This window comes from Streptomyces griseus, from assembly GCF_001715295.1.
Lineage (GTDB): Bacteria > Actinomycetota > Actinomycetes > Streptomycetales > Streptomycetaceae > Streptomyces > Streptomyces griseus_G.
This window is the reverse complement of record NZ_MDKB01000001.1, coordinates 1692284-1709508: the sequence shown is the minus strand read 5'-3', so window position 1 is coordinate 1709508 and position 17225 is coordinate 1692284. Positions and strand designations below refer to the sequence as shown.

The window sequence follows — 17225 nt, the reverse complement described above, 5'->3', positions numbered from 1 at the left end:
AACGCCAGGACAAAACAGACCAGCGAGAACGCGCGGAAAGCAACGAACCCGTACTGAGCCAGGAAGCGGTGGACAACAGGGAAAGCGCTGAACCGATCGATCCGGCGGACAGCACACTGCCGACCGAGCCGAGTGAGAGGACGCTGCCGACAGACCCGACCGAGAGGACGGATCCCACGGAGCCGACGGACAGGATCGAGTCCTTCGACCAAAGAGAGAGAAACGAGCCGCTGGAGCGGTGCGGGGTCATCCGCCCATCGTGCCAGGCCCATACACCAGATGCCTTCGCCCGACTTGCGCAGCTGTCCGGAACTCACGACAAAGGACACAGCCAAGGTGCGGGGCGAGTACGCCCCACCAGCACGTCAACAGGCAAAGGGCTGTCCCGCAATTCCCGGCGGAACAGCGTGCGGCGTCGGATACGGGGCAACGCACGGCGGAGGGACGTCCGCATACAGGACGCATGGGAACGTTCCGACAACGCGGCGAGGAACCGTAACCGACGCCGCACGCCCACCGCCAACCGCGAGACAGCCCTCAGGGACAATCACCCCGGACAATCCACAGACCCTATGCGCGACACAGGCACGCGCACGCCCGTTCCCGGGCGCCCGCACGCCCGTTCCCGGGCGCCCGCACGCCCGTTCCCGGGCGCCCGCACGCCCGTTCCCGGGCGGGTCGAAGCAGCCGCCAGCAGGCGAGCAACGCGCTGTCCCTCCCCCGGGAACGCCAAACCCGCAACTACCTGGCCAGCCTTTCCCGGACTCGCCGCCGCCCACTCCTGCTACAAACAGACCCTCAAACTGACCATGCAGGACACAGTCCAAACCGCCGAGTTCCGCTCCCCGGCCGAGTGCCCCCGCCGCGGCATGATCCAGCCGCTGATCGCGCGGGACAACGACGGCGTTGAGGTCTGCGGGTCATGTATCGGCTTCGCCGCCGACTACACCCGCAAGCAGCGCGGCCGGGCCGGCACCCTCCTGCAGCCGCGACCGACGCTCTCCCTGTGTCCTCGCCGAGCGATCAACACACTGCTGGCAGGACCCGACGGCACGATCACCCCGCAACTGGAACCGTTCGCGGCCGCGCCGGCGGACGCTCCCTCACCGTTCCCCGCAATCCAGTGCCTCAAGGAGAGCCCGAACATCAAGCTCCTCACCCAGCTCGTGACCGAAGGCCATACGCTCAGCCACACGCTGCCGGACAAGCTCCCACCCAGCCGGAACCAGCGCTACATCCGCCAACCACTCCTCCACACCGGCATCTTGACGGAGCACGACGAGGATCTCGAACGCATCCCCGGCCGGCCGGAGCACGAGCTCGCAAACAAGCCGGCCGCAACCGCCGGCCTCGCCCGTCCGTTCCTGCACTGGCTCCTGCTCCGACACGCAGCCTTGAACGCCTTCATCGGAAAGTTGCCCTTGGCGAGCCGGTCAGCCTCGCTCGCCGAACAGGTTCCGCAGCTGCTGCCCGGTGACGTCCTCACCGGCGCGAGTCAGCGCGCGGCCACGTCCGCGTCCCTCGACTCCGGCCCCGGAGCCCCCTCTGCAGCGCGAAGTGCCAGGCGGCATCGGCCAAGACAAGCATCAGCGACCGAGCAGGCCGTACACGCGAATACATGCAGATCAAAGGACGGGACGCACACTCGACTACGCGCTCAGCCGCACGCCCCCAGGAACGTGACAGCCTGCACGGTTCCCGCGACGCGGACGGCCCGCGCCACGATTCCCGCCGAAGCCCACGGCTGAGTCGGCCCGTTCGAGGGCCTACGAAACCATCGAAGTCATCGTCTCGGGCTGGCGGGGCCGATGGCCCCGGCCCGCGCGGCGGCTGCCGCCTCCAACAGAGACCACCCATCGATCTCCACCACCCGCCGCCCCTCCCGCCGCCACCCACGGGCCGACACCACGTCGAGCAGAGCTCGGACAGCGCCAGGTTCGTGCAGGTTCAGGAAGGCACCCCGGATGTACCCCACGTCCCCAGAGCCCAGAGGAGCCCCACCCGGGACGTACCGACCCGGGCCCTCGGTGAAGACAATGCGCAGTGGGCCGTCAGTGACGGCTGGCTGCGGGTAAAGCGTGAGGGTCTCGCAGCACCGGCCGCTGTCCTCCACGCTGTGACTGTGCCGGAGCGTCCACACATACGCGCGCCCGTCGACAGTCAGCCGCCGAGGCTTCTTCGGATGGCGGGGCACGGAGCCGAGAGTACACAGCCTGAATCCATAAGCGCTTAGACCGTGCGGTGTCAGAGGGCCTCGACCGCGTCGGGCAGGCCGACCCGTCGCAGACCAGCATGAGGACGTCGTTCACACCGCGGTCCTTGATCTCGGTGAGGATGCGCACCCGGTGCTTGGCACCCTCGCCGCCATCACCGGCCCACAGCCCGAGAATTGTCCCGCCGCCCCTCGGTCGTGACCCGCGAGGGCCACGTGGATGGGCCGGTCGGCAACCGCCCCGTCGCGGACCTTCACATGGATGGCGTCGATGAAGACCACCGGACGGACCGCGTCCAGAGGCCGGTTCCGCCACTCGGCCATGCCCCCGAAGACCTTGTCCGTGATCACGAAGATCATCTGACCGACACGTCGGCGCCACAGACCTGCGGACAGGTGGTAAATGATCTTGTTAAGGTCCAGCCCGAAGGGCGTTCACCGCTGGGAGGTGGTCAAACGATGACTCCCGAGGAGCAGGAACTCGTCATGGGCCTGGCGGCCGGGCTGGGGGACGGCCCGACGCGCACGCTCGACGAGGTGCTCGTCCACTTCGGCGAGTCCGACGGCGAGGCCCTGACGCTGAGGCTGCTCCGGGACGCCATGGAGCGCCAGGACGCCGACGACGTCGAGATGACGCTGATCCTTCATGCCGCCGCAGGCGCCTCGGTCGAGGAGTTCCTGGAGCCGTTGACCGAGTTGTTCCCCGCCGACTGGCACAGGGACCACGAGGACATCGTCAGCATGCTGGGCCGCCTCCGCTCGCCCCGTACGGTGCCGACGCTGGCCTTGGCGGCCCACTGGGTTCCCGAGCACCTGGACTGGGACGAGAACCGGGCGCTCGCGGTGAAGGCGATCTGGGCTCTTGGCGCCATTCCCGGCCCGGAGGCCCGGGAAGCCCTCGAAGGCCTGCGCAACGACGAGAACAAGACCATCCGCGAGAACGCGCTGAATCAACTCGCACGCCGCGACGAACTCTGACCGTGGAGTCGTAGCCGCCCACCTGGAACGCCTGGCCCCGTTTCCTCGGCCAAGCGTTCCACTCAAGATCAATCTCACCAGGACTTCCTGTGCCTCAGCTACTCACGGAATGAGGAACCGGCCCATGCGGTGACTCCCGAAGCCGTCGACAAACGATGTCCGGCCTCGGGTTCTGGCACAGCTTTCGTGCCGAGTGACGCTCCGTTATGGCTGGACATCGAAGAGAGCGATGGAAGGTGGGGCCGGGGCAAGCACTGCGCGAGGGCGGGCGAGTACGGACCGCCACTCTTTCCAGTCCTTCGGGTCGGCCCAGTTCGAAGCCGGCCCGTCCTCGTCGCCGGCGATGCGGGCGAGGGCCCGTAGGCCGGCGGGGAACACGGGCACAGGTGTTTTTTGAACCGTGGGACATGTCGACGGGTTCGCGTTCCACCTGGCCGGAGTCATGGAGAACGGGTCCCGGCGGCCGGGCGGAACAGTCGCAGGACAGCCCGGCAGGACGTCGGTCCGACCCTGCGCCACGACCACCGCAACCGCTGCGAGTGTCGATGTCAGACCCCTGTGATGCACTGTTTCCGATCAGGAGAACAATCACCGGGGGAGGCCGTGATGGGGTCGTACGACGCACCGGACGAGGAGGTCCACAGGGCGGCGGTCGCCGCGGTCGACCTGTTGCGTCGCCTGGCTGCCGAAGAGAGCCAGGGCGATCCGCCGCTGCCCGCCGATGCCGAGGTCGTGCGCTTTCTGGGGCGTACTCCCGCCCACCGGTACCCCCGGTCTGTCGGCCGTCCTGAGTGGCTGGCCGAGGCCTGGCTCCGCTGCGGCCTGCCGGCGGACGCTCAGGTGCTGCGCCCGCATCCTCCGGCCGACGGCGGCGAGGCACTTGAGTCGTTGCGTGACCACGTGGCGGCCGGCCCGCTCGCCGCTGATCGCCGCTGGGCCGGCGTCCACCGGCTGTCGGCCGCCTATGAGGCCGGGACGCTCGCGGTGAAGGACGTCGTCGAGACGTACCCGGCGCGCTGGACGATGCCGATCGGCACCCCATTCGAGCGGAGCCGGGCGCGCCGTGCCTTCGAGCTCGAGGTGCGCAGACACCTCACGGCCTCGCTGGGGACCGATCCGGCCTCCTGGCGCAAGCTGCTCACCACCGTCGACGCCCTGTGCCGGCCCGGTGGAGCGGGCCCGGACGCCCTGCTCGGCTGGCCCGGGTTGGTGCGGCGCTGCGCGGACACTGTGGCGGTCGCGCCCGCCCGCCTGCTGCCCGAGCAGCAGCTGACGGGACGGAAGACGGCGGACCAGTTGCTGCGCGCTCAGTGGTGGTGGCCGACGGGCGAGGTGCTCCTGCGGTGCGAGGCCGAGGTTTTGGACGCCCTGATGCCGGAACTGCCTGCCGGCACGGGCATATTGCTGGCGCAGTATGTGGTCGCCCTCCGCCGCGGTACGCCCAGGGCGGTCCTGGAACACCTCCTGCGCAGCCGGGACCGGGAGGCCCTGCTCGTGCTCGCGCGTGGTGACGACCTGACCCGGGGCACCGCGCTGCGGCTGCTGGCGTGCGGCGATCCGGAGATCCACCTCGCCGTCCTGGACCTCCATTTCCACGTGGGCCCCGAGGAGCGCCGCGTGGTCCTTGCCGACCCGTCGGTGCCGCTCGCACCGCACGTCGACCGCATCCCGTGGAGCGCGCTCCCCGACTGCCTGCACGCCGCCGAGCCGGAACTCGTCGAGGCGGCGTTCGCCAGCAGCCACCGGTCGAAGTTCGGCATGCCCGAGCAGCTCACGGGCTGCCTCAACCTGCTGCGGCACGCGGGTCCGGCCCGGTTGGCGGCACTGCTCAACACAGGGGTCGTGAGCCCGGCGGTCACCCGCGTCTGCCGGAAGGCGCTGACCGCCGCCGACCCGCTCACGGCTCTCAGCGCCCGGGTGGACAAGGAGCTGACGACCCAGAAGCTCTCGTCGCGCCTGCGCCGTCTCGGTCCGCAGGCCGGCGCGGTCGCCGCCGACCGGTTGATGCAGCTCTTCCCGGACCCCGACTGGGACCACCTGGAGGGGGAGCACGCCCGTGAGCCCTTCCGGTACTGGTCACAGATGGTCAACCGTCCCGGCACACCACCCGGCGTCGTGGCCCGCCATCTCGACGCGGTACGCCGAGACCACCGCAGGCACCGGTCGTACGTGCGGACGTGGATCACGGCCGGGGGCACACCGCGGGGCCTGCTGGATTTCAGTACCGACCAGGACCCCGGGCAACTCGACGAATTGCTCGCGGAGGGGGTCGTGACGTCCGAGGACCTGCTGCGGCGCGTGGATCAGGGCCCGTGTGTGCTGCGCCTCCTCGGTGACGCCCAGTGCCGGCCGGACGCTCTCCCGCAGCTCGGGGAGGCGGTGGAGAAGCTCAGAGCCCTGGTCCGCACCCAGCTGCCGGCGACGGACGACGCCGCCTGGCAGCGGCTGTACGGGCGGTTGGCGGGCCGCGACCCACGTCGTCCTGAGCGCGGCGCGATCGAGGAGCTGCTGGCCGCCGCGTGAGGGGTGCCGGTGTGCTGTCGGCCGGCCGGGCCGAGGTGGTGCCCTTCTTGATGAACCCGGTGTCGTCGATGGTCAGCACACCGCCGGGGCCGGGAGACTCACCGGCGTAAGCGCGGAGGTCGTCGCGCGGGGTGTCCGCGTCCCGGACGCTGCTGTTCAGCAGCCGCTGGAAGCCGTCCGGGGTGCGGTGGCCTGCCTGTTCGGCGCGCTGCCAGTCGTTCTTTCGTGCCGTTTGGCCCAGCAGAGCACGGAGGATGTCCCGCTCTGGGACGACGCGTCTGTCGGGTGTCGCCGAACTCGCCGTCGACGAGGGCTGTTGCCGCCCATCCGGATGGCCGCGGCCATCACCGACGGCTTGGCCGGCTGCGGGCTCGACGTCATCACTCCCGCGCCGGCGGACCGCGCGTCCACCAGGTCGTCTTCGACGGACACAGTCGGAGGTGTGCGTCCAGCCAACCGGTTTGGGCGTTGTTCTCAGTCCGAGCGAGGGAACATGCGCTCGACGGCGGCCACCAGTGCGGCGCGGCGGGCGGTGATGGAGGGGTCCGCGGCCTGGTCTGCGGCCGCGGCGGCGATTTCGGGCTGACCTGCCCAGGTCATGGCGATCTGGTTGATCAGGGCGAGGACGTCGACGGGGTCCCAGGCCGGGTCGAGCAGCCCGATGCGCTGTGCGTCGCGGAGTTGGTCGAGTTTGCCGGCGATCGTGGTCTGGAGGGGGCTGGTGGTGTCGTCGGCGGGCTCGGCCAGTTCCAGGCGGCCCCACATGATCAGGCGGTAGTGGTCCGGGCGTGCCGTGAAGTGGTCGAAGAGGATGCCGGCATAACCGGGCAGGTCGGCCGGGTCCAGCTGAGTGGCCTCGATGAGTGCGGTCGTCTCGCGTTCGGCGACGTGCGCGTAGAGGGCTTCCTTGCTGCGGAAGTAGGCGTAGACACGTTCCTTGCTCGTCCTGGCCTGCTCGGCGATGCGGTTCACGCGGGCGCCGGCGATCCCGTGCCGGGCGAACTCCTCCTTGGCCGCGGCGACGATCCGCTGGCGCGTGGAGTCGGCGGGCTCGGCCGCGATGGTGGCGTCCGAGGTCTGGCCGGGGTTGGTGGGGCGAGGCATGAGCCCAGGATAGGCGACCGAACCGTTCGGTTTTGCGTTGCACTCCGGACAGGCGTAGGTTCACACCGAACAGTTTGGTTTGGTCAGCCACGGGCTGCCGACATGACACGAGGAGCGATCTCATGCAGCACCGCACCCTGGGCCAGCAGGGACTACGCGTCTCCGCGCTCGGACTGGGCGTGATGGGGATGTCCATGGCCTACGGCCCCTCGAACGACGAGGACGGCATCTCCACCATCCGCCACGCCCACGAACTCGGCGTCGACTTCTTCGACACCGCCGAGCTGTACGGCCAAGGCACCGGCAGCAACGAGACGCTGCTCGGCAGTGCGGTCAAGGACTTCCGCGACGAGGTCGTCCTGGCCACCAAGTTCGGCTTCGACATGACCGGCAAGACGCCGGGGAGCGGCGTCAACAGCCGCCCGGAGAACATCCGCAAGGTCGCCGAGAACAGCCTGCGCTACCTCCAGACCGACCGCATCGACCTCTTCTACCAGCACATCTCCGACCCCGGCGTACCGGCCGAGGAGGTCGCCGGCACTGTCGGTGACCTGATCGCCGAGGGCAAGGTGCAGTACTTCGGCCTGAGTAACGTCGGCCCGCAGTACATCCGCCGCGCCCACGCCGTCACCCCGGTCACAGCCCTGCAGTACGAGTACTCGGTCTTCGAACGCGAAGTGGAGGACGAGATCCTGCCGGTCCTGCGAGAGTTGGGGATCGGCCTGGTACCGTACTCGCCGCTCGGCCGCGGTTTCCTCTCCGGCGTGGTCAAGCCCGCTGACGAGTACCCCGAGGGCGACATGCGCCGCTGGGACGAGCGCTGGCAGGGCGAGAACTACACCTACAACCTGAACGCCGCCGAGCAGCTCCGAAAGCTCGCCGCCTCCAAGGGCATCACTCCCGCCCAGCTTGCCCTGGCCTGGCTGCTCGCCCAGGGCGAGGACGTGATCCCGATCCCGGGCACCCGCAACGCCACACGTCTGGAGGAGAACGCCGGCGCCACCGACGTGGAACTCACCGAGGCCGACCTGGCCCGTATCCGGGAGGCCCTCCCCCGGGGCTCCGCAGGCAGCCGCTACCCGGCCTCGATCATGGCTGACTACCGCACCGCCTGACAGCCCGTTCACCGAGTTCGGCCGGTCCCGGGCAGCGGCGGCGAGCAGCGGCGGCACATGTCCTGCCAGGCGGGATGTGACCGGGGTCGGTGCCCAACGTGCGCACCGGCCACGGCGGGTCATGCTTCGCGAGGTCCACTGATCCTGGCTGGCTGGGAGCATGAGCGGAGGGACGGGGCCGGCGCAGGCCGATCCGGCCGACGGCCGAGCAGTTGCCGGACGGGAACATGCGCCGGCGCCGCCACGGCCGACGTCCACCGGGAAGGCCGACGCGATTGCCCCGGCACATCAGGTGGCCTCGGCCCGGTGCTACGGGCGGGCCCCGTGAACGCAGGGACAGGCACCCGGGGACCTAGGCCGTGTTGCGAAAGTCCCGTCTGCCCGGCGGCGCCTGGCACGCACACTCGCCGCGTTGTCGGGATCATCCCGATACGCCCAGTATCAGGACGACCCTCCGCCTTGCGATTGCACGCACCACACGCCGCCGGGCCCTGCCCTCCGGGCAGACGACGCCACTTTCGCAACACGGCCTAGTCCTGCACTCGGAACGCTGGCTCGTCGCCGTTCTGTCGACCCGGTGTGATGGCAAGACTTCTGCGGGACGTGGATGGTGTGCTCGTTGGCCAAGTTCGCCAGGTCAGGTAACGAAACGATTGCGCGTCGAACAGGCCGTCCACCTCGCCGGGGATGCTCAGCGGCGTCGGCGTCGCTTCGCGCCGGCTTTCTTGCCGGAGTCCCGGGCGCCGAGAACCTGGTATGCGCGCCGCTGGCCCCAGACCAACGGAGGACCGACATTGACCCGCAGACGCCGAAGCACCGTTCGTACGCTCCTCACCGGGGCCCTGGCCCTCGGCCTCGTCACCTCTGCCACGGCGGGCGCCCACGCCGGAACGTCCCGTGCGGCCCAGAGCCCCAGCACCGTGCGCACCGCGGCGGCGGACGCGGACTGCTCCGGCTCCGTGTCCCTCTACGGGGCCCTTCCTGACGGGCGCCTGACGTATTCCCAGATTGATCCTTCCACCGGGAACCGTCTCAAGACCCACATAGGTCCCGATCTCGGTTTCTTGCCCAGGGCCCTGGCGACGCTGAACTTCAACACGGTCCTGGCCACCGATGCGTCCGGCACCCTCTACCGCATCGATGTCAAGACCAACAACCTCTCCTTGGCCCTGATGAGCGCGCCCACTGCGATCGGGACGGGCTGGACCCACGACAAGCTCGTCTACGACGGTCACGGCCATCTCTACGGCACCGCCGGCGGTGTGCTGCTTCAGTACCTCGTCTCCCAGCCCAAGCCGGCCGGGTCTGAGCACATCGGGCAACGCCGTGAGATAGGCACCGGCTTCGTCCTGAAGGCTCTTGCTTCCACCGGGGACGACCGGCTCCTCGCCAACACCGAGGACGGTCGGCTTCTGGAGTACCGCATCAGCGACGCGGGAACCTGGACGAGCAGCCAACTTGCCGCGGCCAACTGGTCCGGCTTCAGCAAGCTCGTCTCACCCGGCGGCGGTTTCTACTACGGTGTCACCGCGGCGGGAGGAATGTACTGGTACCAGGATCTCAACCCCGATGACAGCTCAGGTAGTGACATCATCTACCACAACGACGATCCGGTCGATCTTTCCGGCTGGACCCAGACTTTGCTGTCCGCCGAGGCGGACACCGCCAGTTGCGTCGGCCGGCAGTACGCCTACGTCCTCCCCCACTCGGCCGTCTCCCGCGGGGAACTGGACGACCCACACCACGACTACTCGGCGATCGACATCCAGGTCCCCACCGGGACCCCTGTCTACGCTGTTACCCGAGGCACCGTTGGGCACATCGACGGCGGCTTCGGCAACGGCATCACCCTGACCGATGGCAATGGTGTCACCTACATCTACGGCCATCTCGACTCCCGTGGCGTCGCCGCCGGCACCACTGTCACACCTGGCCAGTACCTCGGCGAGTCGGGCAACACCGGCCAGTCCACCGGGCCGCACCTCCATTTCGAGATCCGCATCGGCGGCGTCAAGCACTGCCCGCAGCGGCTGCTGCTCGCCCTCTACGACGGCGCCACCCCGCCGGCCCCGAGTTCCCTGCCCACCAGCGGCTGCTCCTACTGACCCGGCACGGGCCGGGGCATCACCAGCCCCGGCCCGCACCCCCAGCTGCCCTGACCCGGCTGTCGTCACCACAGTCCGGGAGCTGCTGGACGCCGCCGGGGACATGGAGAACACTGCTCTCCTGGAGGAGAAGCCCGCCGTGCCCGGGCAGGCCGCCCACGGCCACCACACCGCCTTCGACTCGGCGCGAGAGGTCGGCGGGCGCGTAGGCATGAAGGCCACTGACGCCGACGACGACTCGTCGGCGGAATCCGGCTTCGCTGCTTCCCGGCACGGGCAGACCAGGGCAAAGCCTCCGGCGGGCGCCGGGAACCAGCTTGAGGACTGCTGCCTCGACCCTGCCCATCCGGGTTTCCACCCCTTTCGGCTCGACGGACTACCTGGGCGCGTTGAACGAGTAGGTGGCGGTCCCCTTGAAATACCTGTTGTCGTCGAGCTTCCCGAGATCCGACTCGAAAGTCCCGAGTGCCGAGGTCGGTATTGATTCCGTCTACGGCCCGCAGCAATACCGGTCCGCCGGCGGCCCCCGCCCTGCGGACGTATGGCCCTTGCCGGCGGCACCACCCGCCGGAACGCCCGCTCGGTGCACTCGCGGCATCCGCTGCGCCGTCCCGGACAAGGCCGACCAGGCCCTCCACCGGAAGAAGCACGACTCGCGCGGTGGCCGTCGGCCGAAGTTCGAGAAGACCGGCTATCGGGACCGGCACGCTGTCGAGTGCGGCATCCATCGCCTCGAGCGCCACCGGGCCGTGGCCACGAGGTACGACAAGCCGGCGGTCGGCTACGAGGTGACCGTGCTGGTCGTGGCCATCGACGAATGGCTGTGTCAGCACGCCGGCACCGGCTTTTCGTTAACCCTTTGCCGAGGAGCCGACGGGCCGGCTAAGTTCTCCCGGCCGTCCGATGGCGTTCGGGACCGGTGCTGTCGACGAGGAGGTGTGGAGCACATGCGCAGGAGTGCCCAGCAGTTGAGTCCGCGTACTGCCCTTTGCCACATCCTCACGACGGAGGCACCTTGTCATCCCGCATCACCCCACTGACCGACCCGTTCACGGCCCGAACAGCCGGCGTCTTGCATGGCTGGCGTCCAACGCCGATTCCATCCCCGTCGGAACCGCCTTTCTGCGCCTGTTCAACAGTCCCGGACAGGAGCACCTGGCCGAACTGACCCTCGGTGTCCATCCCGCGGAACGACGCAAGTACGTCGGTTCCATGCTCGTCGAGGCCGCCGTGGCCGCTGCCCGGGCCGATGCCCGACGCTGCGTCATCGCGCAGGCCGAGGCCGGAGCGCCCGGCGGCCGCTTCCTGTCGGCGCGCGGTTTCAGGAAGGCCCTCACCCTGAGGTTCTCCCGCTTGCCGCTGGCCCAGGCGGACATCACCGCCCTCGCCCGTATCGCCGAGCGTCCGCATTCCGGCTACCGGCTGATGTCATGGCACGGAACCGTGCCCGACGGCCTCGCCGAGACGTTCGCCGACTCGCGGCGCGCCATGGACGACATGCCCATGGACGACACCGACCACGGCACGGTGACCTGGGACGTGGACCGTGTCCGGGCAGCGGCGAAGGCTGTCGAGCAGCGTGGTGAGCACCTGCACACCGTCGTTGCCGTCGACGTGTCCGACGACTCGATCGCCGGGTTCACCGAGCTGGTCGTCCCCGGCGACGGCAGAGGTGATGGCCGGCACTACGGCACCGGCGTGTTGCCCGAGCACCGTGGACACGGCCTCGGCCGATGGATGAAGGCCGAGTCGATCCGACACGCCCATGGGCGCTATCCAGACCTCGGCGGCCTCCTGACGGACACCGCCGACAGCAACACGCACATGAGACAGATCAACGACAGTCTCGGCTACACGCCCACGCACACGACACATCAGTACCGACTCGACCTTTAGCGGCGGACGGACGGGCCGGGCCTGGACATCACATCGCCCAGCCCGTCCATGCTCTCGATCCACGGCCTGATAGGGCTTGGCCAGGTTGGTACGGGGTGGCCGGCGGGTGCCTGCGTGAGCGGGCTGGACGGGCCGGGCGTCGGCCGGAGACACGGCGCCGGATCCGCCGGTCGGGAGGATCTCGCGGATCGCGGCGAGATCGGCCTCGGTGAGGGTGACGTCGGCTGTGTGGGCGCTTTCGATCTGGTCGACACCCAGGTAGCGCAGGCGGTGGTAGGCGGCCACGCGGATGGTGTCCGGGCGGCTGTTGAGGCCGAACCCCTCGGACAGGTCCCAGGGGTCGGACCGGTCGAAGGCGAACCCGGTGGCCAGGACCACCTCGTCGCGGAAGTCCTTGACCGCCTTGCCGACCAGGATCTCCTCGGAGCCGGTGGCTGCCTCAGCCGTAGAAAGGACGGCCCCGCCACGCGCCCACCGGCCGCGTCCCGCGCGGCTTCCGTACCGTGGGGGCATGAAGAACGCTCCGAACAGCACGCCCATGGTCATCCACATGGGCCGCGAAGAGCTCGTCATCAGGCGACGCTACGAAGCCGCCAGTATCGCCAACGACGCGCTCGTCGCCCTGTGGTTCGTCACCGGCAGCATCATGTTCTTCTCCGAGGAGTGGACCACCGCAGGCACCTGGTGCTTCCTCATCGGCAGTATCGAGCTACTCATCCGGCCCGCGATCCGTCTCACCCGCCACCTGCACCTGCAGCGCGTTCACTCCCGCACGCTCCGGTCCCGCTCTCCGGCTGCCCCACCCACCGACAGCGCACAGGACTACTGAGCGCCCGCTCAGGCCACCCGCCGGGGCGCGGCCCGGCCATGAAGGCCCGTGCGGAGCCGGTACCCGGTGGACCGACCGGTGGCCGGCCGGGTCGAGGTGCGGCGGCCGTCCCCTGCGGGAGCCGGTCCCTGCCGCGCGTGGCCGACCGTGCCCGGTTCCGTATCGCACGCAAGGACAGCGACTCCGGCTAGCGTCCCGGCCGCCGCAGACGGGTCGTCGAACACACCACGTCCCGGGTGGCCGGCTACCGCCGGCTCCACCACCGCTACCGGCGCGAACCAGGCAACCACCTGGCCTTTCCCGGACCGGCAGCCGCCCCCCGCTGCTACGAACGGGCTCCTCGAACCGACCATGGGAGACACGGTCTCGGTAGTGCTTCGTGAGGTCTGCTGATCCTGCTGGTCGGGGCATGGCGGAGGGATGGGAGCGGCGCAGGCCGACCCAGCTGACGGGCGAGCGGTTGCCGGACGGGAACATGCGCGCGGCCGCCCCGGCCGAGGTCCACCGGGAGGGCCGACGCGTGGTGAACGTCCGCGAAAAAGGGTGAGCGGGCGGGGCAACCCTGCCCCCGCCCCATGAGTCACACAGGCGTCACCCGTTTCACATGCCTTCCCTTGGTCCAGAAGGGGCCCTCTCTCCTGATGACTCGTACCCAGCTGTCCGCGCTGGCCGCGACCGCGGCGCTCGCCACCACCGGCGGCCTGATCAACGCCGCCCCCGCCTCCGCGGCGGTCACCTGCGCCTCTCCCGTCTGGAAGGCGCAGTACTTCGGCAACTCCACCTTCAGCGGCACGCCGAAGCTGACCGTCTGCGACTCCGCCATCAGCGAGAACTACGGTTACGGCGACCCGGCCGGCGTCACGCTGCCCAAGGACAACTTCTCCGTCCGCTGGTCCCTGACCCGTGACTTCGGCTCCGGCGGCCCCTTCCGGCTCTCCGCCGCCACGCAGGACGGCATGCGCGTCCACGTCGACGGCGTGCGGAAGATCGACCTGTGGAAGAACGTCTCCACCACCGCCCGTAAGACCGTCGACCTGACCCTCCCGGCCGGCAAGCACACGATCCGCGTGGACTACGTTGCCTGGACCGGCGTCGCCAACGCCGCCTTCACCTACACCCCGCGCACCGAGGCCGCCGTCGACACGGTCAGACCGCTGGCCCCGACCGGCCTCACCGCCGCCTACGGTCGCGACACCGCCAGGACGACCCTGCGCTGGGCCGCCAACAAGGAGATGGACCTCGCCGGGTACCGCGTGTACCGCCGGCTGAGCGCCACGAGCTGGGCGAAGGTCAGCGGCACGTCGCTGCTCACCACCCCGTCCTTCGTCGACGCCTCGCCCGCGACCGGCCAGACCTTCCTGTACGAGGTCCGCGCCGTCGACAAGGCCGGCCGCGAGTCCACCGGCAGCCCGGACGTGACGGCGACGACCGTGGACCGCACGGGCCCGGTGGCCCCGACCGGTCTCACGGTCGTCAGCGACGCGTGGTGGGCCGCCCTGAGCTGGCAGGCGGTCACCGACGCGGCGAAGTACGAGGTGTACGCCTCGCCCGAGGCCGTCGGCCCGTTCACGCTGCTGGGCACGACGACCACGGCGTCGTACCGGACCGACGCGCCCCCGAACGCCCTGCGCTACTACCGCGTCCGCGGCGTCGACGCGCTCGGCAACCCGGGGGCGTACGCCACGGTCACCGGCGACGGCGTCGACCGTACGCCGCCGGAGGCCCCGACCGGCCTGAACTCCTACGCCGTTCCCGCCTCCACCTCGGTGAACTGGACGGCGCCCGGCGGCCGCTGGGTCGAGGACTGGGACAACGGCGGGCACTACCGCGTGTACCGCTCGCCCGGCAAGACCTTCGACCCGGCCGCGCGCACCGCGGTGGCCTGCGCCGAGGGGAGCGACGAGGCGGGCAACGGGGGCCGGTGCGTCGACCTGGGCATGCCCGTGAACACGTACGTGACGTACGCCGTCACGGCGGTGGACCCGGACGGCAACGAGTCGGCGTACTCCGCGCCGCTCGTCGTCCGCACCGGCGACACCGTGGCGCCCGGCCCGGTCTCGGGCGTGAAGGTCACCCCGCGCGCCGACGGCATGCTGGTGAGCTGGGCCGCCTCGCCCGAGGATGACATCGACGAGTACGTGGTGTGGGCGGGCGTCCGGCAGGCCGACGGCACGGTCAAGTGGCTCGGCCCCGACACCTGCGCGGAGGGCACGAGCAACCCGCTCGCGATCCTGTGCGGCGGCCTGCCGGACGGCGAGACGCGCGTGTACGCGGTGATGGCCAAGGACCGCTGGGGCAACACGCTGCACCCGAGCGACCCGAAGGTCACCGTGGTCGAGGCCACCGAGCTCGACGTCCGGCCGTCCGTGACCGTCACCCGGGACTGGAACCTCGGCAGGCTGAGCCACAACGCGACGGCCACCCGTCCGTCCGTCGACTGGCAGTGCACCGACACGGCCCGCTGCGCCACGGTGACCGGCTACCGGGTGAGCCGGTGGAACCCGGTGACCGAGGCGTACGAGACCCAGCACGACGGACTGCTCCCGGCGGACGCCCGGACGTGGGCGGACACCACGGCGACGAAGGGGAACACGTACTTCTACACGCTGGAGGCCGTGACGGCCGACGGCGCCGTGGTGGGCACCTACCCCTGGTACACCATCTTCCAGGACCGCGTCTAGCTTCGTCCGGTTCAGGTTCTGGGTCTGGTTCCGTGGGTGGTGAGGGGGCGGCCGCAGACGGTGCGGGCGCCGGTCCGGCACCTCAGCACGTCCTGAACGATGTCGAGGACGTGGTCGAGGGCCGGACCGGTGCGTGTCCTTCCAAGTCGAGCCGCCGCAGGGTGAGAAAGGCCTGGGCGGCGGTGAGGGCGAGGGTGACGTGGTGGGTGGTGCCGGCCGCGCCAGGTGCGTCCCCCTTCGAATGCGATCGCCGCAATAGCTTGCGACGATCGCAAAATGAACCGGACTGAAGAACTGGCCGCTCTACGGCACCCGCTGCCGGAGCCCGGCTCGGTGACCCCCGCGGACTGCTTCATCGATGCCTGCGAGCAGGTCGCCGCGCAACGCGAGGAGGAGGCGTTCCGTCTGCAGGCCGCGAGCGAGGCGTCGCGAGTGGATCCCCTGTTGCTGGCGCTGGACGACCTCAGGGCGCAGAAGGAGGCCGTGGATGCCGGGATCCGCCGGATGCTGGCCTACGGGCGGGAGTTCTGCGGCAACCGTCCCTTCGGGCTGGAGGAGCTCGCCGGCTGTTCCGGCTTCAGCTTCTCCGGCGTGCGCACCGCCTACGGCGAGAAGGAGGTCCGGCAAGTCGCCGAGCAGATCGGGCGGGCGCCGAACCGGCCCCGCCGCAGTAGCGCCGGGCAGGAAGGGGGAAGGTGACGGGAGTCTTTGTGCCCGGCGGTCGGCGGATGCGGGCCGTGGGGCGACCACCGCGCCACGCTGATCTCCACCGGGATCCCTACCGGAGGGCCCACGGGCACCTGCGCGCCACCATGGCCCCCTTCGGGCCCACCTGACCGGGCACGACACGCCCCTTTGCACCGGAGTGCGCGAGGAAGGCAGCCGAGGGGAAGGGCATGCCACGGGGTGCGCCATGGTCGGAGGCGGCCGCCTCCCTCCGTTGCCGGAGGCAGACCTCCCCCTCGGCTCGCGTCACACGTCTGAGTTGCGGAGACTTCATGTCGGATCGGGATCAGCGAGCGGCAGCGTCCGGCTTCGCACCCCAGGGGGTGCACGCCGAGATCGACTGCCGGACACCGGATGGCAGAGGTCATCAGCTGACGACGGCGATCCGGCCGTCCGGCACGTTCCGGTGGACGCCGCCCACCGGAAGACCCCGCCGGATCTGGTCCCGCTCTCGACGATCACGCCCGGGGCGGTACCCGCGCCGGTGCACACCTCTGTGCCTCGGATTCCGGGCTCCTCCAGCCACCAGCGCCTCTCGGAGCCAGTTCTTCGGGTCGCTGCCGGCGCGAAGGGCCGGAGCCCCCCGCGCCCGATCAGCAAGCGTCCGGCGTATCCGTATCCCCGCTCACAGCGGGGTTCCTTTCCGTCGGCGCCTCAGGTCTCGCCTGAGGCCGCGCACTCCGTCTCGGATCGTCAGCCAGTCGAGAGCGGTGGCCGTCATGAGCGCAAGCCACTTCTGTAGACGGAGTGACGATTCGACAAGATCACCCACGGATCGTCCGCAGGACGCGCCTCGAGTGATCAAAGATCCCGGTCATGCGATGATCCCGCCGTTCTGCCGGGCTGCCGGCGCTCAGTCCTCGTCCGCCGGGTTCAGCACGATCGTCCCGGAGTCGTTCGCCGGCCGGCCCTCGTTCGGCATCGTGTACGCGAAGTACGCCCGGCCGGTGGCGTTCTTGATCACCTCCTCGACGTGGAGGCCGAAGGTGGAGGTGCGGGAGGCGTCCTCCAGGATCGGCGTGTCGAGGTAACAGAGGTAATCGCCCTCGGCGCCTT

General features: G+C 70.0%; 11 protein-coding genes and 4 pseudogenes. 9 read left to right on the top strand and 6 right to left on the bottom strand.

Features of this window, described 5'->3' with window-relative positions:
* The coding region (locus tag BA175_RS31410; RefSeq protein WP_079159427.1) for a hypothetical protein at window positions 1-250 on the bottom strand (250 nt) is incomplete at its 3' end.
* A 619-nt stretch (window positions 251-869) separates the two neighbouring features.
* On the opposite strand from BA175_RS31410, the gene BA175_RS30855 reads away from it, so the two are divergent.
* Window positions 870-1748 carry a hypothetical protein gene (locus BA175_RS30855; RefSeq protein WP_139131374.1) on the top strand — a complete coding sequence of 293 codons (879 nt, stop codon included), beginning with the start codon at window positions 870-872 and terminating at the stop codon, window positions 1746-1748.
* A 35-nt stretch (window positions 1749-1783) separates the two neighbouring features.
* Here the strand turns inward: BA175_RS30855 and BA175_RS31660 are convergent, their stop codons facing one another.
* Window positions 1784-2194 carry a hypothetical protein gene (locus tag BA175_RS31660; RefSeq protein WP_069170248.1) on the bottom strand — a complete coding sequence of 137 codons (411 nt, stop codon included), beginning with the start codon at window positions 2192-2194 and terminating at the stop codon, window positions 1784-1786.
* Between the two features lie 82 nt (window positions 2195-2276).
* Window positions 2277-2560, bottom strand: a pseudogene (locus BA175_RS06645) (transposase); the annotation flags it as partial.
* A 111-nt stretch (window positions 2561-2671) separates the two neighbouring features.
* Here BA175_RS06645 and BA175_RS06640 point away from each other — a divergent pair.
* Together BA175_RS06640 and BA175_RS06635 are read left to right on the top strand one after the other, a co-directional pair.
* Complete coding sequence (locus BA175_RS06640) at window positions 2672-3190, top strand: HEAT repeat domain-containing protein (protein WP_069170246.1); 519 nt, start codon at window positions 2672-2674, stop codon at window positions 3188-3190.
* Window positions 3191-3796: 606 nt separating this feature from the next.
* Entirely contained in the window at window positions 3797-5713 is a 1917-nt protein-coding gene (locus BA175_RS06635) for a hypothetical protein (RefSeq protein ID WP_069170245.1), read from the top strand.
* A 28-nt stretch (window positions 5714-5741) separates the two neighbouring features.
* On the opposite strand, the pseudogene BA175_RS32285 reads toward BA175_RS06635, so the two are convergent.
* A pseudogene (locus BA175_RS32285) lies at window positions 5742-5975 on the bottom strand (transposase); the annotation flags it as partial.
* Between the two features lie 212 nt (window positions 5976-6187).
* Window positions 6188-6817, bottom strand: coding sequence for a TetR family transcriptional regulator (locus BA175_RS06630; protein ID WP_069170244.1), 630 nt, complete (start codon window positions 6815-6817; stop codon window positions 6188-6190).
* A 122-nt stretch (window positions 6818-6939) separates the two neighbouring features.
* On the opposite strand from BA175_RS06630, the gene BA175_RS06625 reads away from it, so the two are divergent.
* From BA175_RS06625 to BA175_RS31075, 6 genes and pseudogenes are all read left to right on the top strand, one after another.
* Window positions 6940-7932, top strand: coding sequence for an aldo/keto reductase (locus BA175_RS06625; protein WP_069170243.1), 993 nt, complete (start codon window positions 6940-6942; stop codon window positions 7930-7932).
* A 1064-nt stretch (window positions 7933-8996) separates the two neighbouring features.
* Window positions 8997-10037: a M23 family metallopeptidase gene (locus BA175_RS06620; RefSeq protein ID WP_254667819.1), complete on the top strand. Its 1041-nt coding sequence runs from the start codon at window positions 8997-8999 to the stop codon at window positions 10035-10037.
* Window positions 10038-11052: 1015 nt separating this feature from the next.
* Window positions 11053-11933 (top strand): annotated as a pseudogene (locus BA175_RS06615) (GNAT family N-acetyltransferase).
* A gap of 511 nt (window positions 11934-12444) precedes the next feature.
* Window positions 12445-12762, top strand: a complete 318-nt coding sequence (locus BA175_RS06610; protein ID WP_069170240.1) for a YrhK family protein — start codon at window positions 12445-12447, stop codon at window positions 12760-12762.
* Between the two features lie 641 nt (window positions 12763-13403).
* A complete protein-coding gene (locus BA175_RS06605; RefSeq protein ID WP_175420752.1) occupies window positions 13404-15443 on the top strand; it encodes a fibronectin type III domain-containing protein in 2040 nt (679 codons plus the stop codon).
* Window positions 15444-15719: 276 nt separating this feature from the next.
* Window positions 15720-16142, top strand: coding sequence for a hypothetical protein (locus tag BA175_RS31075; RefSeq protein WP_069170238.1), 423 nt, complete (start codon window positions 15720-15722; stop codon window positions 16140-16142).
* 880 nt (window positions 16143-17022) lie between these two features.
* Here BA175_RS31075 and BA175_RS06595 read toward each other — a convergent pair.
* A pseudogene (locus tag BA175_RS06595) lies at window positions 17023-17225 on the bottom strand (hypothetical protein); the annotation flags it as partial.